Source organism: Caballeronia sp. LZ035 (assembly GCF_031451175.1).
In the GTDB taxonomy this organism is placed as follows: domain Bacteria; phylum Pseudomonadota; class Gammaproteobacteria; order Burkholderiales; family Burkholderiaceae; genus Caballeronia.
In genome coordinates, this window is sequence record NZ_JARUXS010000002.1 from 338,885 (window position 1) to 364,129 (window position 25,245).

The following is a 25,245-nucleotide window of genomic DNA, read 5'->3' on the forward strand; positions in this document are numbered from 1 at the left end:
CGCATGGACATCGATATCCGCACCTTGTTGGGCCGTCTCAATCCCGAATGCAAGCTCGCCATGGAGCAGGCCGCGCAACTGTGCGTGCGCCAGACCCATTACAACGTCGATGTCGAGCATCTGCTGCTGGTGCTGCTCGAAGCCGACGCGCCCGACCTGAAGGCGATCCTCGGGCACTTCGGCATCAAGCCGGAGACGCTGACGGCGCAGCTGCAGAAAGCCGTCGATGCGTTCAAGCGCGGCAATGGCCGCACGCCCGCGCTGTCGCCGAACTTTTCGCCGCTGTTCCAGGAAGCATGGCTGCTCAGTTCGATGCTGCTCGGCGAACAGCAGATCCGCTCGGGCACGCTGGCGCTCGCGCTGCTCGAAGTGGACAGCCTGCGCGGGATGCTGCTCGAATCCGCGCCCGCGCTGCTCAACATTCCGCGCGCGAACCTGCGCGAGCGGCTCGCGGCGATTCTTGCGGGTTCGGCGGAAGATGCGGGCGGGGCGCAAACGCCTGTGGCCGCGCCCGATGCGCAAGCGGCGAAAGCCCATGCCATGCCAAGCATGGCGCCGAACGCGAACGGCCGGCAGTCGGCGCTCGATCAGTTCACCGTCGACATGACCGGCCTCGCGCGCGAAGGCAAGATCGATCCGATTCGCGGGCGTGACAGTGAAATCCGTCAGTTGATCGACGTGCTGCTGCGCCGCCGCCAGAACAACCCGATCCTCACGGGCGAAGCGGGCGTCGGCAAGACGGCGGTGGTCGAAGGCTTCGCGCAGCGCATCGTGCAGGGCGACGTGCCGCCGGCGCTCGTCAACGTGTCGGTGCGTTCGCTCGATCTCGCGCTGTTGCAGGCCGGCGCGGGCGTGAAGGGCGAATTCGAGAACCGGCTCAAGTCGGTGATCGCGGAAGTGAAGGCGTCGCCGGTGCCGGTGATTCTGTTCATCGACGAGGCGCATCAGCTGATCGGCGCGGGCGGCAGCGAAGGTCAGGGCGATGCAGCGAACCTGCTCAAGCCTGCACTCGCGCGCGGCGAGTTGCGCACGATTGCAGCCACCACGTGGGCCGAATACAAGAAGTACGTGGAACGCGATCCGGCGCTCGCGCGGCGCTTCCAGGTGGTGAAGGTAGAGGAACCGAGCGAGGCGGTCGCCATCGACATGCTGCGCGGCATGGTGCGCAAGCTGGAAGAACATCACGGCGTGGAAATCCTCGACGACGCCGTGCGCGATGCCGTCAAGCTGTCGCATCGCTATATCTCGGGACGGCAGTTGCCGGACAAGGCGATCAGCGTGCTCGACACGGCTTGCGCGCGCGTCGCGATCGGACAGAACGGCGTGCCGGAGGACATCGAGGCGCTGGGCCGTTCCATCGATACCGCCGAGAACCAGTTGCGCATCTACCGCCATGAAGCGGCGACGGGCACGGATCGCGCCGAAGCCATCGCGGCGCTGTCGAAGACGCTGGACGAGGAGCGCACCCAGCGCGCGCGCCTGACCGACAAGCTCGCCACCGAAAAGCGCGCCGTCGATGAAATCCTCGCGTGGCGCAAGAAGATCCGCGATTTCGTCGAACAGGACGCGCCCGCCGCGCACGAAGACGGCGACGACGCCGAGTCGCTGACCGCCAATCTGTCGCGTCTGGAAAAGGGCCTCGAAGCGGTGCAGAACGACGAGCCGCTGGTGCCGGTGTGCGTCGATTCGGAGACGGTCGCCAAGGTCATCTCGGGCTGGACCGGCATTCCGGTGGGCCGCATGCTCGCCGACGAACTGCATACCGTGCTGTATCTGCAGGACAAGCTGGCGGAACGCGTCGTGGGCCAGGACGAGGCGCTCGACGCCATCGCGCGCCGCGTGCGCACGTTCCGCGCCGATCTCGACGATCCGGGCAAGCCGGTCGGCGTGTTCATGCTGGTGGGGCCGAGCGGCGTCGGCAAGACGGAGACGGCTTTCGCACTCGCGGACATGCTGTATGGCGGCGAGCGCAACATGATTACCGTGAACATGTCGGAGTTCCAGGAGGCGCACAGCGTGTCCGGACTCAAGGGCGCGCCGCCGGGCTATGTCGGCTACGGGCGCGGCGGCGTGCTGACGGAAGCGGTGCGGCGCCGTCCGTACAGCGTCGTGCTGCTCGACGAAATGGAGAAGGCGCACCCCGACGTGCTGGAACTCTTCTTCCAGGTGTTCGACAAGGGCGTGATGGAAGACGGCGAAGGCGTGCCGATCGACTTCAAGAACACGCTCATCCTGCTCACCTCGAACGCGGCGCAGGACGTCATCACCGACGCCTGCCGCGGCGGCCGCCGTCCGCCGCCGGAAGAGATCATCGAGAAGCTGCGCCCGGCGCTGCTGCGCCAGTTCAGCCCGGCGTTCCTCGGGCGGCTCGTGCTGGTGCCTTACTACCATCTCGGCGACGCGCAGATCAACGCGATCGTGACGCTCAAGCTCGAACGCATCGCCAGGCGCTTCGAGCGCAATCATCACGCGCCGCTGACGTGGGACGAGAGCGTCGCCACGCTGATCGCGCAACGCTGCAAGGAAGTGGACAGCGGCGCGCGCAACGTCGATCACATTCTGACGCAAGCAGTCTTGCCGGAACTCGCGCAACAGGTGCTGGAACGCATCTCGATCTCCGAGCCGTTCGGCGGCGTGCATCTGACGCTGTCGGCGGCGGACGAGATCGTGTTCCGCTTCGCGCCGGTGGAGGCGTAAGCGCATGTCCACGCCGACCCAGACGCAGACCAACAGCTTCGCCACCGTCTCCACGCCGTTCGGCGCCGACGTGCTGCTGCTCGACGGTTTCGGCGGACACGAGGCGCTGTCCGAGCTGTTCCGCTTCGACCTGCGGATGCGTTCCACCGAGATGTCGCTGGATGCGGCGCAGATCGTCGGCAAGAGCGTCACCGTGACGCTCAAGGACGGCAGTGAGACGGCGCGCTGCTTCAACGGCATCGTGACGCGCTTCGCGCATGCGGGCGCGGATGCCGGCCACGCGTTTTATTCCGCCGAACTCGCGCCGCGCCTGTGGCTGCTCGCGCTCGGCCAGGACCGCGTGATCTGGCAGAACAAGACGCCGCTCGACATCATCAAGCAACTGCTCACGACCTACGCGGTGACCTTCGCGGATCGCACCAAGGGCGCGGGCAGCACGGCGCGCGAGTATTGCGTGCAGTACGACGAGAGCCCGTTCGCGTTCATGTCGCGGCTGATGGAAGAGGAAGGCATCTTCTTCTTCTTCGAGTTCGCCGCGGACCAGCACACCCTGGTGCTCGCCGACGACACCTCCGCGCACCTCGACGGCCCCGTGAGCACGCTGTACTACATGCCGGAAAGCCAGGTATCGCAGACGCAGCATCTGGGCCGCTTCTCGATGTCGCAGGGCGTGACGGCGGGCGAACACATCACGGGCGATTACGACTACGCGACGCCGAACGTCGCGCTGCTGACGACGAAGAAGGGCAGTTCGACCATCCAGACCGCGCCGCGCTATGTGTTCCCGGGCAAGTACACGGACACCGGGCGCGGCGGCACGCTGATCGGCACGCACTTGCAGGCGCATACGCTCGACGCGCAGACCGGCCATGGCGAGGGCGGCTGCTACAGCCTCGCGGCGGGCGCGAAGTTCACGCTGAGCGGCCATCCGAGCAGCGCGCTCAACACCAGCTACGTGGTGCGCGCGGTGCGGCATACGGCATCGAACGCGTCATATCGCAATACCTTCGACGTGTTCCCGGCCACCGTGCCGTTCCGCGCGCCGCACGCGAGCCACCGTCCGCTGGTGGCGGGCACGCATACGGCGAAGGTCGTCGGGCCGTCGGACGAGGAAATCTGGACCGACTCGCAAGGACGCGTGAAGCTCAAGTTCCACTGGGACCGCTCCGAAGGCTCGAACGAAGACAGCTCGTGCTGGGTGCGCGTGGCGCAGTCGATGGCCGGCGCGGGCTGGGGGCATCTGTTCCTGCCGCGCATCGGCCAGGAAGTGGTCGTGAGTTACGTCGATGGCGACCCGGACCGGCCCATCGTCACCGGCTGCGTCTACAACGGCCAGAACGCGCCGCCCGTCGCGCTGCCGGACAACCAGACGCAGAGCGTGATCCGCTCGCGCTCGTCGAAGAACGGCGCAGCGGGCAACGAGATCCGCATGGAAGACAAGCTCGACGCCGAAGAGTTGTTCTTTCATGCGCAAAAGGACATGAAGGTCGATATCGAGAACGCGCTGACCACGACGGTCATGGCGGGCGCGGAAACCCACACGGTCTCGAAGGGCGACCGCACCGTGGCGGTGAGCGAAGGCAACGAAACGCATTCGGTGAAGGGCAAGCGCACGCTCTCCGTGACCGGCGACGAAGCGCATACCAATGACGCGAAGTTCACGCACATGATAAGCGGCGACCACGCTCACACGGTGAATGGCAATTACACGCTCAAGGTCGGCGGCAATCTGACGATAGAGGTGACAGGCTCCGTCAGTATCAAGGCCGGAACGTCGTTCGCGACGGAAGCGGGCACGACGCACGCGAGCAAGGCAGCAACGACGCTCAGCACCGAGGGCGCAATGATTTCGCACAAGGCTTCGGCGACGCAGACCGTCGAGGCATCGGCGCAACTGGCCCTGAAGGGCGGCGTCGTGCAGTTGAACTGAGGCGCGTGATGAAGGAAGCCGCTGCGGTGGAAACCACCTTGGTCGAAACGCGAGATGCGCTCGGCAATCTCGTGGGCCACATGCACTTCGCGAACGGCGTGCCGCACGGCGAAGCCATGCAGTGCACGCCGGAAGGCACGACGCTGCTGCGCGCGATGTACGCGCACGGCGTGCTGGACGGGCCGACGCAGACCTTCGACGCGGAAGGCGCGCCGGTGCAGGCGTCGCACTATCGCGGCGGCAGGCTGGACGGCGTGATGTCGCTGTATCAGGACGGCCGGATCGCGGCACGCCAGCACTATGTGCTCGGGGTGTTGCACGGCGAGAGCGTGACGTATGCGCCGTCGGGTCTGGTGACGTCGCGCATGAAGATGGAAGCGGGCAAGCCCGACGGCGAAGCGGTGTTCATGCACGACGGCGTGGTCACGCGCCGTGTGCGCTACGCGAAGGGCCAGTTCGAAGGCGAGACGCGTGAGTACGACATGCATGGCGGGCTGGCGGCGGGCCTGCCGTATCGCGCGGGACTGCTGCACGGCACGGCGCGCCGCTACGCGCCGGACGGCGCGGTGACGCACGAGCGCAGCTACAAGCTGGGCAAGCCGCAGGGCGAATGGCGCGCGGTCGAGGCCGCGGCGCAGCCTGGCGACGGCGCGCGCGGTCCGCGTCTGGTGAACAAGCTGGAAAAGTGGGTGCGCGGCTGATGACCCGCACGTGAACAAGGAACAGGACATGGGAATCCAGGTGACAGCGGGGGCGACGTTGCAATGCAGTTTTGGCGCGGCGCCGGGCACGCTGCAAGTGCTGCCCGTGAACCGCGTGCTGTGCGGCACGCCGGCAGCGACCATCATGGACAACGTGCCGATGGTCAACGTGCTGCCGTTCGGCACGTGCACCTCGATGGCGAATCCGGTCGTGGTTGCCGCGACGGCCGCCGCGCTCGGCGCGCTGACGCCGATGCCGTGCGTGCCCGCTACTGTCGCGCCGTGGGCGCCGGGTTCGCCGACGGTGCTGATCGGCTCGCTGCCCGCGTTGCAGAACTCTTCCAAATTGATGTGCATGTGGGCGGGCGTGATCCAGGTGGTCGCGCCCGCCCAGGTCACGACGATGACCGCCTGAGGACCGACGATGCAATACGTTTTTTCGATGACCTCGCGCATGGTGACGATCGCCGCGGCGAGCGCGTTGCTGCTGTGTGTGCTGCTGTTCCTGCTGGGCGTCGAGATCGGCGCGCGCATGGGACATCCGGCGGCGGTTCTGGCGGGCCCTGCGCCTGCCATCGCCGCGTCCGTGCCCACTGATGTGTTGCCGCCGCAGGATCCGTCCGCGGCGTCGAGCGCTTCTGCTTCTTCCAATTGAGACCGTCTTTCATGCCGTTGACCTTCATTCGCCTGCTTTCGAAACACCTTCGCCGCATCGGCGCGCTGGCTGTCGCCGTGCCGATGCTGTGCGCGATGGCGAACGCGTTCGCTGCAACGCCGCCGCTCGCTGCGCCCGTCACCGCCACGCCCGCCGCACCGCAAGTGCTCACCTCGACCGGCCTCGTGCAGATGCCGGACGGACGCCTGCTCGCGCCGGAGTTCGCGCGCATCATCGGGCGCGGTGAACTGGTGGTCGCGGTGCTGAGCGTCGATCAGCCGCCGTTCTTCGAAGAGAAGAACGGCACGCTCACCGGCCTCGACATCGATCTCGCGAAGGACATCGCGCAGAAGCTGCGCGTGAAGGTCCGCTTCAACCGCGACGCGAAGACCTTCGACGAAGTCGTCGATCTGCTCGCACGCGGCCAGGCCGACATCGCCGTGAGCAAGCTCTCCCGCACGCTGACGCGCGCGACGGTGATCTCCTTCAGCACGCCCTATCTGCGCCTCGAACGCGCGCTGCTGCTGAACCGCGTGAAGTTCGCGCAACTGGCGCACGGCCGCTCGGTGCCCGAAGTGATCCGCAACTACGACAGCACCATCGGCGTGGTCGCGAATTCGTCGTATGCGGGCTATGTGATCAACAACTTCCCGCATGCGCAGGTGCGCAGCTTCGCGACCTGGGAAGACGTGCTGAAGGCGCTCAACGCCGGCGAGATCACCGCTGCATATCGCGACGAATTCGAAGTGAAGCGCGTGCTCAAGGTCGACCCGACCGCGTCGCTGCGCCTGCGCGTCGTGACCTTGCAGGACCTGGAAGATACGCTCGCCATCGGCGTCAATGTGAACGCCCCGGCGCTGCTGTCCTTCATCAATCAGTTCCTCGCGGAACGCAGCGTGAAGCTGAACGTGAGTTCGGTGCTTCAGGCGGCGGACCACTGAGCGTTGGCGGTAAGCGACGAGACCACAAGACATCCATAAGAGAAAGCCATGAATTCCAGCAGGATCTACGCATTCGTACTCAACCCGTGGGTGGTGATCGGCAGCCTCGCGCTCGGCGGCACCTTCGGCCTGTTGATGCCCGCCGCGGCGCAGAAGCTCGGCCTGCTCGGCGACATCTACGTCGATCTGCTCAAGATGACCACGCTGCCCTTCATGATCTCGGCGGTGATCTTCAGCCTGCAACGCCTGTTCCGCGACGGCGGCACCTCGCGCTTGCTGGTGCGCGTGCTGACGGTGTTCCTCGGCGCTTCCGCGACGGTCGCCGCAGTGGGCGCCATCGTGCTGCTCGTCATGCATCCGGGCGCGAACATCTCGACGGCGACGATGCAGACCTTCGGCCTGATGGTGGGCAGCGACAGCTCGTCGAGCGACACGGTGATGAACCTCTACGGCGCCGACCTGCCGCAGAAGACGCTGAGCCTGGCCGACGTGCTCTCGAGCCTCGTGCCGACCAACATCTTCGCGGCGCTCGCCAGCGGCGACGCGCTCAAGGCGCTGGTGTTCGCGCTGCTGTTCGGCCTCGCGGTGGGCCGCGTGCCGGAGCGCATCTCGGCGGGCCTGAGCCAGTCGCTCGAAACCGTCTATCACGCGTGCCAGAAGCTGATGCACTGGCTCAGCTATCCGCTGCCGCTGATCCTGTTCTGCATGAGCGCGACGCAACTCGGCAAGTCGGGCGTCGGTCCGCTGCACGCGATGCTGCAATTCGTGATCGCGTTCGTCATCGCGACGGCGCTGCTGATCGTGCTGGCCGCCGCGATCATCTGGAAGCGTTCGAATCACAGCCTCGGCAAGACGCTCGATGCACTGCGCGCCCCGTTCGCACTGGCGCTCGCCACGCGCAACAGCGCCGCCTGCATGCCGAGCATGATCGAGAGCCTCGTCGATGACCTGGGCTTCGCGCGTTCGCGCGTCGAGCTGCTCGTGCCGCTGACCATTTCGCTGCTGCGCGTCGGCCCGATGGTGTATTACGTGTGCGCCACGCTGTTCATCGCGCAGTTGTACGGGCATTCGCTGGGCGTGGTCGAGATCGTGACGGTGCTGCTCGCGTCGGTGCTGGCGGGCTTTGCGTCGGCGGGCATGACGGGTCTCGTCACGGTGTCGCTGGTCGGCATGACCTGTTCGTACCTGCAACTGCCGTTCGAAGCGGCGTTCATCCTGTTCCTCGCCGTCGATCCGATCTGCGACATGCTGCGCACGCTGGTGCTGGTGATCGGCAACGCGGCGGCGGTTTCGGTGATCTGCCCGCGTCCGCTGAAAATCTAGGAGCCACCGCTCATGGCACTGATCGGCATTCTCGGCGGCATGGGACCGCTCGCCACGGTCGACTTCATGGACAAGGTCGTGCGGCTCACGCAGGCGAGCCGCGACCAGGACCATCTGCCGATGATCGTCGCGAACCTGCCGCATATCGACGACCGGTCGAGCGCGATCATCGACCATGGCGCCGATCCGCTGCCGGCGCTGCTGGACGGCATCGACCTGTTGAACCGCAACCATGTGGGTCTGATCGCGATTCCGTGCAACTCGGCGCATCACTGGTACGAGCCGATGCGCGCGCGCAGCGCCGCGCCGGTGCTGCACATCGCGCAGACCTGCGTGGCGGCGGTGCCGCGCACGGCGCGTCGCGTGGCGCTGCTGGCGACCGGCGGCGCGCTCGTGTCGGGCTTCTATCAGCAGGCGCTGACCGAGCTCGATATCGAACCCGTCGTGCCGGACGCGGCCATGCAGCCGCTGGTGCGCGACTGTATCCGCGAAGTGAAGGCCGGCGATCTCGATGCCGCCGCCGCGCATCTCGAAGCCGCATTGGCGATGCTCGCGGAGCAGGGCATCGGCACGGCGCTGATGGCCTGCACGGAGATTCCCTTGGCCGCGCGGCGCATCGGGAAACCGCCGGTCACGCTGATCGACAGCACGCTGGAACTCGCGCGCGCCACCGTCCGTTACGCGTGCGAACGCGGCTGGAACCGCCCGCAATGAAGGCACTGCACACGCTCTCGCAAAGCACGCTCGGGCTCATCGTGTGTATCGCGGTGGGCGCGCTGTGCGGCGTCTTTGCCGAGCCGGCCGGCGCGGCGGCGTATTTCGTCGGCCAGATGGTGCTGGCGGTGGTGAACATGGCGGCGATTCCGCTGCTGGTCGTCGCCACCTTCTTCGGGCTGCGCCAGGTGATCGCGCTGCCGCGTCCGCGTACCCGCATCGGCATGATGCTGCTGGTCGCGTTCGGTCTCGTGGTGCTGGGCAGCGTGGCGGGTACGCTGATCGGCGTGATGGCCGGCCCGGGCCAGGACCTGTCCGCTGCGGCACGCGCGCAACTCGGCCGGCTCGTGCTGCAAAGCGCGAGTAGCGCCGAGGACATGCAGGTCGCGCTGTTCGATCACGGCGCGGCTGCCGCGACAGGCGCGAGCTTCGTCGGCGTGAGCGACATCTTCCCGGACAACTTCTACCGCGTGCTCGCGCAGGGTCATTCGCTCGGCATCTTCACCGCGACCATTCTGTTCGGCCTCGCGTTCGCGGCGCTGTCGCGCGAACAGACCGCCACGTTGAGCAGCGTGTTCGAAGGCGTCTATCGCGCGCTCGAAACCATCATTGCGCGCGCCAATCTGCTGCTGCCGGTGCTCGCGTTCGGCGTCGCCGCGCATCTCGTCGCGAACACCGAAGCCGCAACGCTCCACGCGATGAGCAGCTTCCTCGTGTGCTTCGGCCTGGCCGCGTGCGCGCTTGGCGGACTGGCGCTCGTCACCATCGCGGTGCGCGCCGGCCAGCCCTTCATGCAGGTGCTGAGCCAGTTGAAGGCGCCGCTGCTGGTCGGCCTCACGTCGGGTAGCGCGACCGCGCCGATCCCGCACACCATCGAAGCGCTCAGCCAGCGGCTGGGCTTCTCACGCGGCGTCGTGGAACTGGTCGTGCCGTTCGGCTCCGTGTTCGTGCGCGCCGGCGCCGCGCTGTATTACGCGCTCGCCGCCGTGTTCGTCGCGAACCTGTATAACCGGCCGCTCGGCGCGGGTGAAATCCTGATCGTCTGCGCGGCGTCGGTGATCGCTGCGCTGGTGTCGGCGGGACAGGGCGGCGTGGCGTCGGTGGGCTACATGGGCATCGTCCTGTCGATGCTGAACCTGCCCGTGGAAGCGGCGGGCGTGCTCTTCGTGACGCTCGACCTGATCTGCGAAGGGCCGCGCAACGCGCTGAGCCTGTTGTCCGCCTGCATGGTGATCGCGCTGGTGTCGGCGGGACTGCCTTCGGAGCGCCACGCGGCCGTCGACGCGACGGGCGGCGTGGCACGCCTCGATACGACACTGCGCTTCACGTTCACGCGCGGCCAGCTCGCGCTCGCGACCGGCTGCCTGATGACGGTGGCCTCGCTGATCGTGCTGCTGGGAATTGGAGTGGGAGCAAGATGAAGAAGGTGAATCTGATCGTGACGCTGCTGCTGGCGGCCGCGCTTTCGGGCTGCGGCGCGCTGGGCTTGTCGGGCGACAAGGCGAAGTGGTCGGAAGTCACGCTCGATGCCAGCGACGACGTCAACAACAACAGCCCGGTCGCCGTGGACATCGTGCTCGTCAGCGACGAAGCGATGCTCGCGCGCATCGCGGAACTGCCCGCGTCGAAGTGGTTCGCGGGCCGCGAGGATCTTGCGCGCACCTTTCCGAAGGCGCTGCGCTACAAGAGCTGGGAGATCGTGCCGGGCTTTCGCATCGAGGTGAACGGCGAGACGTTTGCGGGGCCGCGCGTCGCGGGCGTATTCGTGTTTGCGAACTATCGGGATCCGGGCGCGCATCGCGTGCGGATCGAGCGCTTCAGCGGCCGCATGGTCGTGCAGCTGAATGCCAACAACCTTATCGTGACGGATTCGAAATGATGCATGACCGCACGCCGGCGGTGACCGAGCGTATCGAGTGGTACGAGGGCATGCTGCTCTCGCCGCAGCATTTTCAGCAGATGGCTGCGCGCGTCGATACGCTCGTCGCATGGCAGACGCTCGCCGCCGCGCCGTTCAGCTGGGGCGTGCGCAAGCTCCGGTTCGATCAGGGCCTGCTGCCCGCCGGCCTGCTTCGCGTGCTCGAACTCGACGCGATCTTGCCCGACGGCACCGCCGTCACCTACGACGCGCAGCACAGCGACGGCGCGCGTCTGGAGCTCTCGCTGGAGCCGTTCGCCGAGCAGCTGTCGAACGGGCCGCTGGATTTCTATCTGACGCTGCCCGGTGCGGGCGCGATGCGCCGCGCCGCGCAGGTGCGCCGCTTCCGTTCGACTTCCGGCGAGCCGGTGGACGACCAGGTCTCCGATGCCCCGCCCGCCGATATCCCGCGCCTCGTGCCGAACCTCGCGCTCTCGGCGAGCGAAGTGCCTTCCGCGATGCACGTGTGGCTACGCCTGGGCTCGCTCTACAAGGACAATGAAGTGGTGCATCTCGGCGAGCATCAGCCGCCGCTGCTCGAGATAGCCCGGGACAATCCGCTGTGGACGAGCGTCGCATCGCTGCTGGGCCAGTTGCGCGGCAAGGCGGCCTTCGTCGCGCGCCAGACCGCGAATCCTTCGTCGAAGGTCGATGACCGTCTGACCCAACTCGAACTGAAAGACCGCCTGCGCAGCCTGATGAGCGCACTGCCGCTCGCGGAAGCCGTATTGCGCACGCCGCATCTGCATCCGCTCGGGCTATATCACGCGCTCGCGGCGCTCAACGGCTCGCTCGCGACGCTCAAGCCCGGCGGCCTGCCGCCCGCGCCGCCCGACTACGATCACGCCGACCCGCTCGGCGTCTTCACGCCGCTGCTGCGCTCGTTGCGCGAATCGATGTCGGAAGTGAACGAGGAATATCGCGAGCACAAGTTCGAATTCCGCCATGGCGCGTTCGAACTCGCGCTCGATCCGGACTGGATCGGCGAGCGGCTCGTCGTGGGCCTGCGCGGCCAGTCGGACCGCGACCTGCTCGCGTGGATGGACGGCGCGGTGATCGGCTCGCAGTCGGTGTATGCGTCGCTGCGCAGCCGTCGCGTACTGGGTGCGGCGCGACGCGGGATCGACTACGCCGAGGACCTCGGCCTGCGCTCGGGCTCGGGCTATCTGCTGTTCGAGCTGATGGCGGAGCCGGCGCTGGTGCTCGCGAGCGAACTGCTCGTGATCGGCAACCCGAATGAAGGCGCGAGCGCGCAGCGACCGCAGGAAATGCTGCTGTTCGTGAAGGGCTGATGCGCGGCGCATCCATATAGATGAAAGCAGAGACGAAAGCAGGCTAAGCATGGCACGCAACCGACCCGAACCCGAAGAAGACGACGTCGTCACGGAGCAGTTCCGTAGCTTTCTCGATGAACTCGTGAAGGCCCAGGCGCGCTTCTCCGAAATGCCCGACGCCGATCCCGATCTCGCCGCGCAAGGCATGAGCCGGCACCTGATCAACCTGCTCGAAATCCAGACGCTGCAATCGCGCCGCGACACGACGCGCTTCGAGATGGAGACGGTGTCGGACGCGCGCTATCTGAAGGCCGTCCTCGCCGACGAACTGCTGCTCAACACGCCGTGGGCCGGGCAGGAGCGCTGGACCGCGTATCTGCTCGAATCGACGCTGTTCCGCACCAATGTCGCGGGCGACCTGGTGTTTCGCCGTATCGAGCAATTGCTGTCGGACCGTGAGCCGTCGCGCCGCACGATCGCGCGGCTGTATCTGTTCACGCTGGCGATGGGCTTCCAGGGCCGTTTCCGCGGCACCGACGCCGCCGCGCGCCTGCGCAGCTATCGCGAGGAACTGTATGAGTTCGTGTATCAGCGCCGCGCGGATCTCGGCGGGCGTGACCGCGTGCTGTCCGAAGGCGCGTATGCGAACACGCTGTCGCACGTCGCGCCGCGCAAGCTGCCGACCGTGAGCCGCTGGGCCGTGATTTTCATGCTGGCGGCGGTGTCGCTGCTCGCGGTGTCGGAATTGTTGTGGCTGTGGCAGTCCTGGCCCGTGCGCGAAGCGCTGCATGCCGATCCGGTCGCGGGAGTGAGCCAATGAAGCGCCTGATTTCAACGACGGGCATGACGCGCCGCGCGCAGCAAGGAGCGCGGCCATGCTGACGAGCAATCTCTTTCTGCTGTCCATCGGCGTGCTGACGCTGGTCGTGCTGGTCGTGCTCGGCGCGGTGGTCTACTTCGCGCTGCATGGTTCGCATGCGAAGCCGCAGGCCGAACGCAAGATCGTGCGGCTGCGTTCGGATTCGCTGCGCAGCGCGTTCCGGCAGGCGGTCGAACTGATCGAGGGCAATATCGCCACGCGCGCGGAACGCTACAACATTCCGTGGGTGATGATCCTCAACGAAGGCGACGATCCGCGTCCGCTGCCGATCGCGCAGGCGGGCGTGACGAGCGTGCTCGGCGCGGATGCGTCGAGCCTCGCGGCCACCGACGGCATCTCGTGGCATTTCTTCGATCGCGGCATTGTCGTGGATATCAAGGCGGCCTATCTCGGCTCGCCCGATGACGACGAAGGCAAGCCGTGGGACGAGTTCCTGAGCCTGTGCCGGAACTATCGGCCGCAGCGTCCGTTCGATTCGGTGGTCATCACGGTGCCCGCAGCAACCCTGCTCGCCGACGACACCGATGCGCGCCTGGAACTCGTGCGCCACGCGAAGTTGGCGCACCGCCGTTTGTGGCTCGCGCAGAACCGCTTCGCGATGCGTTTCGCGGTGTATGTCGTGGTGACCGGTTGCGATGCGCTGCCGGGTTTCGCGACCTTCGCACGCGCGTTGCCGGAGCCGCTGCGCGCCAGTATGCTCGGCTGGTCGTCGCCTTACGATCTCTCGACCACGTATCAGCCCGGCTGGGTCGATACCGCGATGAACAGCGTGATGCGTTCGGTGTCGGATGCGAGCGCGGAACTGTTCGCGCTCGATCCGGCGCATCTGGACGCACGCCAGTTCCTGCAATTGCCTTCGCGCATCGACGCCATGCGCGCGCAGCTCCAGTCTTATGTGGATGAACTGCTGCGCGCGAGCGCGTACCACGAGCCGTTCTTCTTTCGCGGCATTTACCTGACCGGCGATGCAAGCGAGTTCGCGCAGTGGAGCGTCGCGCAGGACGTGGTGAGCGCCACGCCGGACACGCTGCAAGACGAAGCCCCGGAAGCCGAACACGAACTCGGCGACGGCCGTCGCGAACCGAACGCGCACATCAACGACCTGATGTTGCAGCCCGCGTTCCTGCGCGATCTGTTCGAAAAGAAGATCTTCTCCGAGTACGGCCTCACGCGTCCTTCACGTTCGCAGCATCTGACGCGGCCGGTGCTCAACCGCGCGCTGCGCTGGGGCGGCGTGGCGCTGCTGGGCGGCTGGGGCATCGGGCTGATGGTCGCGACGGCGCAACTGAGCCACCGCAACGGCGAACTCGTCGCGGCGCTCGGTTCGCTGCATCGTGATTCGGCCGAGCGTGCCGCCGCCGCGCAGCAAGGCCAGGACATGCCTGCCGACTGGTATCGGCGCAAGGCGCTCGGCCTGATCGCGCTGAACCAGAACATCAAGACGGGCACCGGCTGGACCGTGTTCATGCCGGGCTCGTGGGCCTTCATCGACGACCTCAACGCACGCGTGAAAGAGCGCTTCGAGCGTGAGTTCGGCGAGATCGCGGTGGCCGCACTCGAACGCCAGATGGTCGCACGCGTCAGCACGCTGACCGGCGTGGGACGCGACCCGAGCACCGGGCAACTGATCATCGGCGACGACTGCGCCGCGCCCGCCGGTGCGCGCAGCGATGCGCTCGCGCCCGCGAGCCTCGCCATCGACGATCTGCCGCCCATGCGCGCGCTTCAGCTGTATGTGAACAACGTCGATCAGTTCGACGCCGCCTTGCAGGCGCTGCAACGCTTGCAGCAGCCTTCGTCAGGCAACGCCGACGCATTGCGGCTCGTCGTGCGCTATGCACTCGGCGCGGAGTTGCAGGGCAGCGTGGCGGACAGCGTGCCGTACTTTCATCGTGCGCGCGCGGGCCGCGATGGCGTGGCGAGCACGGATGCGGGCGTCGATGTGACGGCGGTGCGCCAGGCGTTCCGCTGCACGCTCGACAAGGGCGCGCAGCAACTCGACAACGGCCTGTTCGCCAACAATCCGCTGCTCACGGCGGAGCGCGGCATCAGCGAGCATCTGAACGGCCTCGGCATGGCCGAGGGCGACAGCGGCGACATCACGCGCATCGCGGCGGGGTATCGCGCGGTGGTGGCGGGCGTCGATACACAGCGCGAGCTGCTGGCTTCAGGCAAGGGCGGCTGGCTGCATCAGACGCAGTTCATGCCAGGCGCGGTGTATGACCGCACGCTCTCGCGCATCGCGCAGAACCGGCTGCTGGGCGCGGATCTCGCGAACCAGATGCGCCAGCGCGATGACACCGGCTTCCAGGCCTTCCGCAGCGAACTGGCGTTGCGCTTCGGCGGCGCGGACAGCGGCGTGCTCTGGTCGGACAAGGACGCGCGCTACACGGTGTCGCCGGGCCGCGCGGCGCTGCGCGATGCGTTGTCGAACCTGCTGAACCAGCCGTTCATGATCGCGCCGCGCGACCGCGAACTGCCGACGCTCGTCGATGGCAGCGCCATCGCCTGGGATCGCACGCAGCTCGATCAGGCGCTCGCACTCGGCGACATGCGCAAGCGCTTCCTGACCGATGGCCTCGTGAACCTGCCGGCAACGGCGCGTCCGGCGGTCGAAACGGCGCTCGACCAGCAGTTCGCGCGCTTGCTGATTGCGCAGACGGCGGCGGCGGCGAACATCGCTCCTGCAGCGCCTTTGAGCGATGCCGACACGGCCGCCTTCGACGGAGCGCGGGCACGGATCGCGCGCATCGGCGCCTTGCTGACGGAACTCGGCGCGAGCGCGCAGATCGAGGAGCTGAACACGCTCGTGTCCGGCGATGCGATGCAGCACCTTCAGCGTGTCGATGAGGCCCTCACGCAATCCGAGTTGTACGCGACGCGCCAGGACATGCCGGACACCGCGCACAGCACGCGTGCGCCGATTCTCGCGGCTTTCGGCGTCAACGATGCGGCGGGTCTCGCGCCGTATCTTGATCAGCAGGCGCAGCGCGCGCTGGCGCTCGGCAAGCAGGCCGCGACCTATCTCGCCGCACTCGATACCGCCGATGCCGCGTCGCCCCTCGCGCAGCGCTGGCAGGCCATCGAACGCGATCTCGAACGCTATCGGCTCAAGAATCCGAACAGCAGCCTGCTGCGTCTGGAGCAGTTCGCGTTGTCCGTGGCAGCGGATCCGAATGGCGCGGGCTGCATGTCGAAGTTTTCGGGCCGCGTGTCGAGCGGCGGCGGCGACGATTACTTCGCGACCCTGCATGCGCGTCTCTACGACCGTCTGCTCGCGCGTTGCCGCTCGGGCTACGTGTTCGACCTGCGGCAGGAATGGGGCAACTTCGCGAGCGCGTTCAACGAGAGCGTCGCGGGCCGCTTGCCGTTCGAGAGCGCCAGCATGCAGCCGGTGGCGGCGCGCGCGAACGCGGCCACGCCGAGCGTCGCGGACTTCGGCGAACTGGGGCAGGTGCTCAAGCGCTATGACGCCGTGTCGGAGACCTTCCATGCGTCGGGGTCCACTGCGTCGCTGACCAACAACAAGGTGCGCCAGTTCATCGACAACTTCGATCAGGTGAAGGCGCTGCTTGCGCCGCTCTATCCGTCCGACGACGGCGCGCCCAACGGCTATGACCTGAACGTCGAGTTCCGCGTGAACCGCAATGCCGAAGTGGCCGGCAACCAGATGATCGACTGGACGCTCACGACCGGCTCGCAAAGCCTGTCGATGAACGACGCGCCGCGCACGCTGCACTGGGACTTCGGCACGCCGGTCGTGCTCACCGTGCACTTCGCGAAGGACTCGCCGCTGGCCGCCGCCGCCGATCCGCAGCAACGCGGCTACAGCACCGACGGTCGCACGCTGACGTGGCAGTTCAACGATCCGTGGGCGCTGATCTCGTTCGTGAATCGTCAGCGTGTCGCGGATGCGGGGCCGCGTGGCGATCGCGTGTCGCAACTGCTGCGCCTCGAATTCCCGTTGAGCACGGCCAATCCGGCCGATCTTTCGCTGTTGCCGAAGCAGGCGCACGGACGCCTCTTCATGCGCGTCACGCTGATGCCTGCGGGCAAGAAGACGCCGCTGCCGTGGCCCGGCAGCTTCCCGGTTCGTGCACCCGAATGGAGCGCGTTATGAAACAGGCCTATCCGATGGACACCGTGGCGACGGTCGTGATCGACTTCGACGCGCTGCTCGAACCCATCAGCAACGACGATGACAACGGTGGCGCAGGCGTGTCCCTGCGTTATGACCCGGTGTATCAGCAGATTCGCGATGCGCGCCGTCACGACGACGCTACGCTGCCGATGGGCGAGTGGGAACGGCCGCTCGTCAAGGCCGACTGGAAGCGCGTCGCGGCCTTGTGTGCCGAAGCGCTTGCTACCCGCAGCAAGGACTTCCAGCTGGCGGCATGGCTGTGCGAAGCGTGGACGCGGATGCATCGCGTCGAAGGACTGATTGCAGGCACGCGGCTCATGATCGCGCTCGCGGACCGCTACTGGCCGCACGCCTGGCCCGAACTCGAAGCCGGCGACGCCGACGCGCGCATTGCGCCGTTCGCGTGGCTCAACGAGACCTTGCCGCTCGTGCTTACCGTGCATCTGCCGCTGTTGATGATCGAGGATCGCGAGCCGGAGTACGTGAACCTCGACGAATGGCAGCACGTCATCACGTCGCAGGCGGGCGAGGGCGCGACGCTCACGCGCGATCTGCTCGACAAGCACGTGCGCCGCGCCGGCAACCTCGCGGCGCTGGTGACGCTGCATCAGCAAGTGGAAACCGCGCAGGCCGCGTGGCGTACCTTCAGCGCGCGGCTCGACGAGCGGCTCGGACATGAAGCGCCGCATCTGGGACGCGTCGCGGACACGCTCGGACGCGTGCTGCAAGCGGTGACGAGCCTGATCGGCGACAACGCGCGCCCGGCGCCGGCCGAGCCGATCCATGTCGGCGATGCACTTGCCCACACTCAATTTGCCTCGCAGGAGCACGCCATCGACACCGTGTTGCACGAACTCCCGACAACGCCGCTCACCGCAGCGATGCCGCTGAGCCATGCGGGCGCGGTCCCGCTCGCGCGCGTGGAAAACCGTGCGCATGCGTATCAGTTGCTCGAACTCGTGGCGGACTATCTCGCCGAACAGGAACCGCACAGCCCGACGCCGTTCCTGTTGTGGCGCGCGGTGGCCTGGGGCAAGATGCCGCTGCCCGAACTGATGCGCGAAGTCGTGCGCAGCGAAGGCGACATGGCCCGTTATCTGTCGATGCTCGGCATCGAATGACGTTGGTTCGCTCCATCACCAAGACAACAACCATTGACCAACGGGTCCCGTCATGAACATGCCTGCCAGCTTTCCGAGGATTTCGTCGCTCACGCCCACGCTCGGCACCTTGCCGAGCCCCGACGAATGGATCAAGAAGACTTCGCTGACGTTCTCGAAGCGCAGTCCGTCGACGCTCGCGATGGACGAGTGCTACAAGGCGTTCTACGCGCAGGTCAACAAGTCGCCGGATCAGGAGCGCTATGCCGCGCACATGCTCTACAACCAGATGAAGGCCTATCTGCGCGAGAAGCATGGTTTGTGGAGCAAGTGCGAGCGCAACAAGGCGAGCAAGGGCTTCATGGCGGACCTCTTCAAGGCGCTGGAAAAGAGCGTGGCGGTCGCGCCGTCGGTCGTGCATGCGACGGCGCTTTCCAGGATCGATAACCACGAAATTCCGCATGCGCGCTTCGGCGTGCTGTATCTGCTGTCCAACATCACGGTGGAGTTGAGCGCGGCGAACTACGCGAGCATGGCAATCGAAGGCCTGAGCGTGGCGGGCACGGCGATCTCGCTCGGCACGACTTTCGACATCTCGAAGAACGATCCCACCAAGCTCTCCGGCGACAGCGGCAACGCCATCTTCAGTGCGACCGGCAACAAGATGACGTCGAAGTCGGTCGGGATGGGCAAGCTGCCGAGTCAGGATGCGTCGACGTTCATCGGCTTGGGCGGCAAGGCGCTCGGTGTCGGACAGACAGTTGCATCGAGCGACGGCACGGAAATGGCCGCGCAGCAGATGATCAAGCGTCAGGCGCTGGCGGGTGCGTCGTTCCGGACGCTCGGGTCATGGCAGATCACCACCGAGTGGGAGAAGTTCAAGCAGTGGGTCTACAACAAGATCCGCGGCGTTGTGGATACCGTGCGCACCAAAATGCTGGCGGACGGCGACTGGCCCGCGTCGCTGGCGGGCAGCGCGATCAAGACGCTGATCGAGAAGGCGGTCGTGGCGATCTGCCAGGCGTCGGCGCCGTATGTCGGCTCAGGCATCGAGATCTTCACGGGGCTCGCCAAGACCTTCGCGGCCGTGGCCCAGAAATTTTCCATGGTTTCGCTGCGCAAGAAGTTCGAGTTGCGCGAAGGACATCCGGCCGAACTCGCGCGCGCCATCGAGCGTGAGATGGAGATGGATATCGGCGGGGGCGTGAAGGACGTGCTGAAGGGTGTGGGCGGCCTGTCCGCGCAGATCTTCCTGCCCGGCGCGGGCGCGCTCGTCAGCGCGGTGATGACGGCGATCGAATGGCTCGTCAAGACCATCATGCGGCTGGCCGAGGCGCATCGCATCGCCGACTTTTTGAAGCTCGCGCGGCAGATGTACGACCGCGAGCCGCGCGAGAACTATCAGGAAGGCAACTTCAGGGCGGCGACCATGAACCGCGGCGGCCTGGTGCACGACACGGCGCGCTTCACCGAGTTTTTCAAGGAAGGCTGCAAGGCCGGCGCGATCATCCCGATGCTCACGCTGAACACCGGCATCTGCGGCAGCCTGATGACGATGATCCGCATGGTGAACGATCTCGGCGATACGTCGCAACGCAGCTACGACGCGGGCACGGATTACTTCTCCGCGTTGAAGCACTACGCAGCCAAGTACATGCGCGATTCGGGCTTCTCGTTCAAGGCGCGCGAGCGCAAGGAAGTGATCCTGCATACGAGCGATGAAACCACGAAGCAGAAGGCGGCCATCAAGAGCGTGCAGGGCTTGTTGAATCACGCGCTCAATTCGCACCAGGTCATGTCGGACTGGAAGACGAAGGTGGGGGCGGCGGTGCTGGCTTGAGCGAAGCCGCGCGGCAGAGGCGTCCGCGCTAAGCGAAGCGCCTCGCCGAGAACCGTTCCAGCAGCGCGGGGCGTTCCCCCGCGATCAGTTGCGCCACGAGTTGACCTGTCGCGCCGCCCAGCGTCATGCCGAGATGCTGATGGCCGAACGCATAGATCACGCGCGGGTCCGCCGATGACGGCCCGATTACCGGCAGGTAGTCCGGCAGGGTCGGCCGCACCCCGACCCAACTGCTGCGCACCGGCGCTTGCAGTTGAATGTTGCGCCGGATGTTGCGTTCGATGAAGTCGGTGCGCTTCGTGTTCAGCGGCATCGACAACCCGCTGAGTTCGATGGTGCCCGCCGCGCGCAGGCGTCCGTCGCGCAACGGCGTCATGTAGAAGCTCGATTCGGCAATGCAGGTCGGCCGGGTGAACAGCGGCTTCTCAAGCTGAAACTCGACGTGATAGCCGCGCTCCGCCCCGAGCCGGATGCGGTCGCCCATCTGCGCCGCCAGTTGCGCGGACCACGGCCCGCCCGCGAGCACCACGCGATCCGCGAGGATGCCCCGCCCATCCGCCGTGCCGATCTCGATGCCGCGCGCGCTTGCGTTGAGCGTGGCAATCTCCATGCGGGCGCAACGTCTTTCTTCGATCAACGGCCGCGCCAGTGCCTGCACGAAGCCTTGCGGATCGAGCAGATGACGCGCGGACGGAAACAGGATCGCGCCCAGCGCGCGGCCGTGCAGCGCCGGTTCGAGGCGCGTCAGTTCGTCGGGGCCGAGCACCTCTTGCTGCACGCCGAGGCCGCGGCGCAAGGCGATATCGGCGGTGGCGCGACGCATGCCCTGTTCGGTCCGGTAAGCGTAGAGGCAGCCTTCGTGACGAATGAACGCGCGCGCCTCGGGGCTGGCGTCGAGCAGCGGCGCATAGCCTTCGGACGTGCGCTGGAGGATCGCGGCGAGCGCCTCCGTATTGGCGACATACGCACGCCGGTTGCACTGCGCGAGGAAGCCCGCGAGCCATCCGGCGAACTGCCCGATGCGCGACCAGCGAATCGACAGCGGCGACTCCACGCCGAACAGCAGGCCCGGCATGTCGCGCCAGATGCGCGGCTGCGGCACGGGTGTGCACGCATAGTCCGCGATGGTTGCCGCATTGCCGAACGAGGCGGCCCCCGCAATCTCCCCGCGATCGACCAGCATCACGTCGTGTCCCTGACGGCGCAGCCACAACGCGCACGACACGCCCACCACGCCCGCGCCGATCACCACGACCTCACGCCTTTCCATGCTTGACCCTTTGGCAACTTACCAGAAGCTACGTGTGAGACTGAAGGGCGAACCGCGCCCGTCCGTTTGACCCGTGACCATCGATGTGACAAGTTCCGCCGAACCGCACGCAAGCGTCCAGCCCAGCGCGCCATGGCCGGTATTGACGAACAACTGCGGCACACGCGTGGCGGAGACGAGCGGCAGGCCATCGGCGGCCATGGGCCGGAGGCCGCACCACGGCCGCACGTTGTCGGGCAGCGTCATGCGAGGAAACAGCCGGCTCAGCGCACGCCTGAGATTGTCGACCCGCGCCGGGCGCAGCGTTTTGTCGAAGCCGTCGAATTCGACCGTGCCCGCGACGCGCAGCGTGTCCCCGAGCGGCGTCACGCCGATGTGCTCGAAGTCATCGACAATGGGCCGTGCCGGCATGAAGTCGAGATCGCTGGCGGCGAGCGTCAGCGAATAGCCCTTGACGGGCGCCATCGGCAAGCGCACGCCGAGCGGCGCGACCACGGCAGGCGAGAGCGCGCCCGCGCACACCACGACGCTGTCCGCGCTGAGATAGTCGTCATGCAGACGCACGCCACGCACCGCGCCGGCCCTCACGTCAATGCCCAGCACGTCCGCGTTCCAGCGGAAGGTCACGCCCTGGCGCTGCGCCGCCGCCGCCGCCGCGACGCTGAATGCACGCGCGTCGCCCCAGGCGTCGCTTTCGAGCAGCAAGCCGGTGCCGATGCTGTTGGCGATGGGCGCCAGCGTGGGTTCGAGCGCGGCGGTCTGTGCGCCGTCGAGCCGCGTGACCTTCGCGCCCATGCGTTCGAGCATGCGTGCGAAGTCTTCCGCGTGACGTTCGGCGTCCTTGCCGCGAATGAGTTCGAGCAGGCCGCCGTGCCGGATCTTCGCCTCGATGCGCTGCTCGCCGAGCAGACGCTCCATGATGGCGAGGCTGTGCTGCCCGAAGGCGGTCAGCGCGGCGGCGGTCCGCTGATACTTGCTGGCGCGGCAGTTCGCGAGAAAGCGCAGGCCCCACATGCCGAGTCCCGGAATGGCGCGCGGGCGCAGCAGCAGCGGCGCATCTTCGCGGCCGAGCCATTTGAGCAGTTGCAGCGGCGTGCCGGGCGAGGACCACGGCAACGCGCTGTTGGCGGCGAGCAGGCCGCCATTGGCGAAACTGGTTTCGAGGCCGGCCTCGGAACGGCTGTCGATGACCGTGACGCGGCAGCCCGCGCCCGCGAGGGCGAGCGCGGTCGTCGTCCCGATGATGCCCGCACCGATGACGATGACATGCTTCATCAGGCGGCCTTGCTCACATCCGCGTGAGCGAGAATTTCGATCTTGCCGCCCGGCACCATCAGGTCGGCGATGATCGTTGCACGGTTCGGATAAGGCTTCGTGAAGTAGCGGCGATACACCTCGTTCATGCCTTCGAAATAGCTCTTGTCTGTGAGGAAGACCTGCACCTGCGTCACGTCGTCCATCGTGGCGCCCGCCGACTCGACGATCTGCTTCAGGTTGTTGAAGGTGAGTTCGGCTTGCTTGACGATGTCGCCGTCTTCGATCGAACCGTCCGCGCGCACGGGAATGCTTGCCGTGTAGAGTGTGCCGTTCGAGACGGTTGCCCATTCCACCGGTGCGGTTCCATCCGGCAAGCCGGTTGCGATGACCTTGCGCATACTGGTACTCCTGAAAGTGAGCGTGATGCTCGGGTTGGAAAGCGTGGCTGTCAGCCGTGCGACGGATGACGTCGCTCGATGTGCCGCATCAGCTGCGAGAGCGGATAGCACAGCACGAAGTAGAACGCCCCCACGGTGACGTAGATTTCGAACGGCATGAAGTATTGCGAGCTGAGATCCTGGGCGCGCAGCATGAGATCGGGCGCGGCGATCAGCGAGGCCACGGAGGTGTCCTTGAGCAGCGAGATCGCGACGTTGCCCGAGGGCGCCAGCACGAGGCGAAGGGCTTGCGGCAGCACGACCCAGCGCATCGCCGCGCCGCCGGTCATACCGATGCTGTAGGCCGCCTCGCTCTGGCCGCGCGGCACGGCTGCAATGCCCGCGCGAAAGATCTCCGCGAAGTAGGCGGCGGCATTCATGCCGAGTCCGATCACGGCCGCCTGATATGAATCGAAACGAATGCCTATGGCGACGAAGCCGAAGTACACGAGAAACAGCTGCACCAGCGCGGGCGTGCCGCGAAACACTTCGATGTAGATGCGTGCGATCCGTCCGGCCATGCCGCCGCTGCCAATGCGCACGACCGCCAGCACGAGGCCCAGCACGATGCCGATGACGATGGCCCCGCACGCCAGCCGCAAGGTGGCCCACGCGGCCTGGAACAGTTCGTCGTGCATCGAGGCCCACAATTCCGCGTAGCTCATGACAGCGCCGTCCTCGTTTTGCCGAAGCCGCGTTCGGTCGCCGTCGAGAGGCGCGACAGCGCGAGACTCAGCAGCAGGTAAATGATCGCGACGATGAAATAAATGAGGTTGGTCTGGTAGGTCTCGCTGACCAGCATCTTCGCGCGGAACACCAGCTCGGGCACCGCGACGGCGGAGGCGAGCGACGTATCCTTCAGCAAGCCGATGGCGAAGTTGGCTAGCGCCGGCAACGCGAGTCGCATCGCTTGCGGCAGCACGACCGTGGCGAGCGCCATCGGCCAGGTCATGCCGATGGCCATAGCGGCTTCGCGCTGGCCGCGATCCACGCCGTTGATGGACGAGCGGAACACCTCGGACAGCAGGGCCGCGCCGTTCAGTCCGAAGCCGAGGGTCGCCGCGACGAACGCGGGCAGCGACACGCCGATGCGCTCCAGCCCGAAGTACAGCACGAACAGTTGCGTCAGCAGCGGCACGTTACGGAACAGTTCGAGATAGACGTTCGCGATGCCCTTCAGCCACGCACTGCGCGACAGGCGCATCAAGGCCAGCACGAAGCCCAGCAGGAACGCCACGCAGAATGCACTGGCCGCGAGCGCCACTGTGGTGACGGCGGAGACGCACAGCACGCGCACGAAATACGGCAGGAAGTGCAGGCTGTCCGCCCATGCGGTGAGCAGCGTCATGTCAGTGCTCCAGCACGGCGCGCAGGAACGCGCGCGTGCGCTCGGCCTGCGCGTCGTGAAAGATCTGGCGCGGCGGCCCTTCTTCGACGATCTTGCCGTCCGCCATGAACACCACCTTGTCCGAGACGCTTTCCGCAAAGCGCATCTCATGCGTGACGATGATCATCGTCATGCCTTCTTCTGCAAGCTTGCGCATCACGCCGAGCACCTCGCCGACGAGTTCCGGATCCAGCGCGGAAGTAGCTTCGTCGAACAGCATGAGGCGCGGCTTCATGGCGAGCGCGCGTGCGATGGCGACGCGCTGCTGCTGGCCGCCCGAGAGCTGGTCCGGAAACGCGTCGCGCTTCTCGTCCATGCCGACCTTCGTCAGCATCGCGCGCGCTTCGTCGATCAAGTCGCGGCCGTTGCGCTTCTGCACCTTGCGTGGACCGAGCAGCACGTTGTCGAGCACGCTGAGATGCGGGAACAGGTTGAAGCGCTGGAACACCATGCCGATGTTGGCGCGCATCGCCGCGAGATCGCGCCCGGACATCGGCAGCCAGCGCTTGCCTTGCTGTCGCTCGCCGATGGCCTCGCCGTCGATCAGCACATGACCCGCGCTCGGCGTTTCCAGGAAGTTCACGCAGCGCAGCAGCGTGGTCTTGCCCGAGCCGCTCGGGCCGATCAGGGACACCTTCTGCCCGGGCATCACGTCGAGGTCGATCCCCTTCAGCACGTGATGCGCGCCGAAGGACTTGTGCAAGCCGTCGATGCGTACCAGTGGCCGGGTGTCGACGGACGAAGGGTCGATGAGCGTGGCTGCCATGTCGCGGTGTCCCA

At 66.7% G+C, this 25,245-nt stretch carries 21 protein-coding genes; 15 read left to right on the plus strand and 6 right to left on the minus strand.

What is annotated here, in order from left to right; translation table 11 throughout:
- The first annotated feature begins 3 nt into the window (after window positions 1-3).
- The 15 genes from tssH to QCE88_RS17220 are packed head-to-tail and all read left to right on the plus strand — an operon-like array spanning window position 4 to window position 20,114.
- Window positions 4-2,697 (plus strand): type VI secretion system ATPase TssH, encoded by a 2,694-nt coding sequence (gene tssH / locus QCE88_RS17150; protein WP_309904261.1) that lies wholly within the window; start codon window positions 4-6, stop codon window positions 2,695-2,697.
- A 4-nt stretch (window positions 2,698-2,701) separates the two neighbouring features.
- Window positions 2,702-4,627, plus strand: coding sequence for a type VI secretion system tip protein TssI/VgrG (gene tssI, locus QCE88_RS17155; RefSeq protein WP_309904263.1), 1,926 nt, complete (start codon window positions 2,702-2,704; stop codon window positions 4,625-4,627).
- An 8-nt stretch (window positions 4,628-4,635) separates the two neighbouring features.
- The gene (locus QCE88_RS17160; RefSeq protein WP_309904265.1) at window positions 4,636-5,328 is read left to right on the plus strand and encodes a toxin-antitoxin system YwqK family antitoxin; all 693 of its coding nucleotides are present in this window, start codon (window positions 4,636-4,638) and stop codon (window positions 5,326-5,328) included.
- A gap of 28 nt (window positions 5,329-5,356) precedes the next feature.
- Complete coding sequence (locus QCE88_RS17165; RefSeq protein WP_309906475.1) at window positions 5,357-5,743, plus strand: DUF4280 domain-containing protein; 387 nt, start codon at window positions 5,357-5,359, stop codon at window positions 5,741-5,743.
- A 9-nt stretch (window positions 5,744-5,752) separates the two neighbouring features.
- A complete protein-coding gene (locus QCE88_RS17170; RefSeq protein ID WP_309904267.1) occupies window positions 5,753-5,983 on the plus strand; it encodes a hypothetical protein in 231 nt (76 codons plus the stop codon).
- A gap of 11 nt (window positions 5,984-5,994) precedes the next feature.
- Window positions 5,995-6,924, plus strand: coding sequence for a substrate-binding periplasmic protein (locus tag QCE88_RS17175; RefSeq protein WP_409018155.1), 930 nt, complete (start codon window positions 5,995-5,997; stop codon window positions 6,922-6,924).
- Between the two features lie 48 nt (window positions 6,925-6,972).
- Window positions 6,973-8,247, plus strand: coding sequence for a cation:dicarboxylate symporter family transporter (locus QCE88_RS17180; protein ID WP_309904269.1), 1,275 nt, complete (start codon window positions 6,973-6,975; stop codon window positions 8,245-8,247).
- 12 nt (window positions 8,248-8,259) lie between these two features.
- On the plus strand, window positions 8,260-8,961 hold the full coding sequence (locus QCE88_RS17185) for an amino acid racemase (RefSeq protein ID WP_309904272.1): 702 nt from the start codon (window positions 8,260-8,262) through the stop codon (window positions 8,959-8,961).
- Window positions 8,958-10,382 carry a cation:dicarboxylate symporter family transporter gene (locus QCE88_RS17190; protein ID WP_309904274.1) on the plus strand — a complete coding sequence of 475 codons (1,425 nt, stop codon included), beginning with the start codon at window positions 8,958-8,960 and terminating at the stop codon, window positions 10,380-10,382. The genes QCE88_RS17185 and QCE88_RS17190 overlap by 4 nt, the downstream gene beginning before the upstream one ends.
- Window positions 10,379-10,840 carry a hypothetical protein gene (locus QCE88_RS17195; protein ID WP_309904276.1) on the plus strand — a complete coding sequence of 154 codons (462 nt, stop codon included), beginning with the start codon at window positions 10,379-10,381 and terminating at the stop codon, window positions 10,838-10,840. Before QCE88_RS17190 ends, QCE88_RS17195 begins: the two co-directional genes overlap by 4 nt.
- Entirely contained in the window at window positions 10,837-12,171 is a 1,335-nt protein-coding gene (gene tssK, locus QCE88_RS17200) for a type VI secretion system baseplate subunit TssK (RefSeq protein WP_309904277.1), read from the plus strand. Before QCE88_RS17195 ends, tssK begins: the two co-directional genes overlap by 4 nt.
- A 49-nt stretch (window positions 12,172-12,220) precedes the next feature.
- Window positions 12,221-12,973, plus strand: coding sequence for a DotU family type IV/VI secretion system protein (locus tag QCE88_RS17205; RefSeq protein WP_309904279.1), 753 nt, complete (start codon window positions 12,221-12,223; stop codon window positions 12,971-12,973).
- A gap of 55 nt (window positions 12,974-13,028) precedes the next feature.
- Complete coding sequence (locus tag QCE88_RS17210) at window positions 13,029-17,153, plus strand: type VI secretion protein IcmF/TssM N-terminal domain-containing protein (protein ID WP_309904281.1); 4,125 nt, start codon at window positions 13,029-13,031, stop codon at window positions 17,151-17,153.
- A complete protein-coding gene (tssA, locus tag QCE88_RS17215) occupies window positions 17,150-18,295 on the plus strand; it encodes a type VI secretion system protein TssA (protein WP_309904283.1) in 1,146 nt (381 codons plus the stop codon). The genes QCE88_RS17210 and tssA overlap by 4 nt, the downstream gene beginning before the upstream one ends.
- Before the next feature lie 52 nt (window positions 18,296-18,347).
- Window positions 18,348-20,114: a hypothetical protein gene (locus QCE88_RS17220; protein WP_309904285.1), complete on the plus strand. Its 1,767-nt coding sequence runs from the start codon at window positions 18,348-18,350 to the stop codon at window positions 20,112-20,114.
- Window positions 20,115-20,142: 28 nt separating this feature from the next.
- Here QCE88_RS17220 and QCE88_RS17225 read toward each other — a convergent pair whose 3' ends face one another.
- Genes QCE88_RS17225 through QCE88_RS17250 form a run of 6 tightly spaced genes read right to left on the minus strand, consistent with a single transcriptional unit; the run spans window position 20,143 to window position 25,231 of the window.
- Complete coding sequence (locus QCE88_RS17225; protein WP_309904287.1) at window positions 20,143-21,384, minus strand: FAD-binding oxidoreductase; 1,242 nt, start codon at window positions 21,382-21,384, stop codon at window positions 20,143-20,145.
- Window positions 21,385-21,402: 18 nt separating this feature from the next.
- Window positions 21,403-22,659 carry an FAD-dependent oxidoreductase gene (locus QCE88_RS17230; protein ID WP_309904289.1) on the minus strand — a complete coding sequence of 419 codons (1,257 nt, stop codon included), beginning with the start codon at window positions 22,657-22,659 and terminating at the stop codon, window positions 21,403-21,405.
- Window positions 22,659-23,039 carry a RidA family protein gene (locus QCE88_RS17235; protein WP_309904291.1) on the minus strand — a complete coding sequence of 127 codons (381 nt, stop codon included), beginning with the start codon at window positions 23,037-23,039 and terminating at the stop codon, window positions 22,659-22,661. The genes QCE88_RS17230 and QCE88_RS17235 overlap by 1 nt, the downstream gene beginning before the upstream one ends.
- 50 nt (window positions 23,040-23,089) lie before the next feature.
- Window positions 23,090-23,743 (minus strand): amino acid ABC transporter permease, encoded by a 654-nt coding sequence (locus QCE88_RS17240; RefSeq protein ID WP_309904293.1) that lies wholly within the window; start codon window positions 23,741-23,743, stop codon window positions 23,090-23,092.
- Window positions 23,740-24,426 carry an amino acid ABC transporter permease gene (locus tag QCE88_RS17245; RefSeq protein WP_309904295.1) on the minus strand — a complete coding sequence of 229 codons (687 nt, stop codon included), beginning with the start codon at window positions 24,424-24,426 and terminating at the stop codon, window positions 23,740-23,742. The genes QCE88_RS17240 and QCE88_RS17245 overlap by 4 nt, the downstream gene beginning before the upstream one ends.
- Before the next feature lies 1 nt (window position 24,427).
- A complete protein-coding gene (locus QCE88_RS17250; RefSeq protein WP_309904297.1) occupies window positions 24,428-25,231 on the minus strand; it encodes an amino acid ABC transporter ATP-binding protein in 804 nt (267 codons plus the stop codon).
- Window positions 25,232-25,245 lie beyond the last annotated feature (14 nt).

Bases quoted from the DNA above. Each gene is read 5' to 3' on its own strand.
- QCE88_RS17240 (WP_309904293.1), bottom strand. From the start codon at position 23,743: ATGAGCTACGCGGAATTGTGGGCCTCGATGCACGACGAACTGTTCCAG.
- QCE88_RS17180 (WP_309904269.1), top strand. From the start codon at position 6,973: ATGAATTCCAGCAGGATCTACGCATTCGTACTCAACCCGTGGGTGGTG.
- QCE88_RS17160 (WP_309904265.1), top strand. From the start codon at position 4,636: ATGAAGGAAGCCGCTGCGGTGGAAACCACCTTGGTCGAAACGCGAGAT.
- QCE88_RS17220 (WP_309904285.1), top strand. From the start codon at position 18,348: ATGAACATGCCTGCCAGCTTTCCGAGGATTTCGTCGCTCACGCCCACG.
- QCE88_RS17185 (WP_309904272.1), top strand. From the start codon at position 8,260: ATGGCACTGATCGGCATTCTCGGCGGCATGGGACCGCTCGCCACGGTC.
- QCE88_RS17175 (WP_409018155.1), top strand. From the start codon at position 5,995: ATGCCGTTGACCTTCATTCGCCTGCTTTCGAAACACCTTCGCCGCATC.
- QCE88_RS17165 (WP_309906475.1), top strand. From the start codon at position 5,357: ATGGGAATCCAGGTGACAGCGGGGGCGACGTTGCAATGCAGTTTTGGC.
- tssI (WP_309904263.1), top strand. From the start codon at position 2,702: ATGTCCACGCCGACCCAGACGCAGACCAACAGCTTCGCCACCGTCTCC.
- QCE88_RS17205 (WP_309904279.1), top strand. From the start codon at position 12,221: ATGGCACGCAACCGACCCGAACCCGAAGAAGACGACGTCGTCACGGAG.
- tssK (WP_309904277.1), top strand. From the start codon at position 10,837: ATGATGCATGACCGCACGCCGGCGGTGACCGAGCGTATCGAGTGGTAC.
- tssH (WP_309904261.1), top strand. From the start codon at position 4: ATGGACATCGATATCCGCACCTTGTTGGGCCGTCTCAATCCCGAATGC.
- QCE88_RS17245 (WP_309904295.1), bottom strand. From the start codon at position 24,426: ATGACGCTGCTCACCGCATGGGCGGACAGCCTGCACTTCCTGCCGTAT.
- QCE88_RS17190 (WP_309904274.1), top strand. From the start codon at position 8,958: ATGAAGGCACTGCACACGCTCTCGCAAAGCACGCTCGGGCTCATCGTG.
- QCE88_RS17225 (WP_309904287.1), bottom strand. From the start codon at position 21,384: ATGGAAAGGCGTGAGGTCGTGGTGATCGGCGCGGGCGTGGTGGGCGTG.
- QCE88_RS17195 (WP_309904276.1), top strand. From the start codon at position 10,379: ATGAAGAAGGTGAATCTGATCGTGACGCTGCTGCTGGCGGCCGCGCTT.
- QCE88_RS17235 (WP_309904291.1), bottom strand. From the start codon at position 23,039: ATGCGCAAGGTCATCGCAACCGGCTTGCCGGATGGAACCGCACCGGTG.
- QCE88_RS17230 (WP_309904289.1), bottom strand. From the start codon at position 22,659: ATGAAGCATGTCATCGTCATCGGTGCGGGCATCATCGGGACGACGACC.
- QCE88_RS17210 (WP_309904281.1), top strand. From the start codon at position 13,029: ATGCTGACGAGCAATCTCTTTCTGCTGTCCATCGGCGTGCTGACGCTG.
- tssA (WP_309904283.1), top strand. From the start codon at position 17,150: ATGAAACAGGCCTATCCGATGGACACCGTGGCGACGGTCGTGATCGAC.
- QCE88_RS17170 (WP_309904267.1), top strand. From the start codon at position 5,753: ATGCAATACGTTTTTTCGATGACCTCGCGCATGGTGACGATCGCCGCG.
- QCE88_RS17250 (WP_309904297.1), bottom strand. From the start codon at position 25,231: ATGGCAGCCACGCTCATCGACCCTTCGTCCGTCGACACCCGGCCACTG.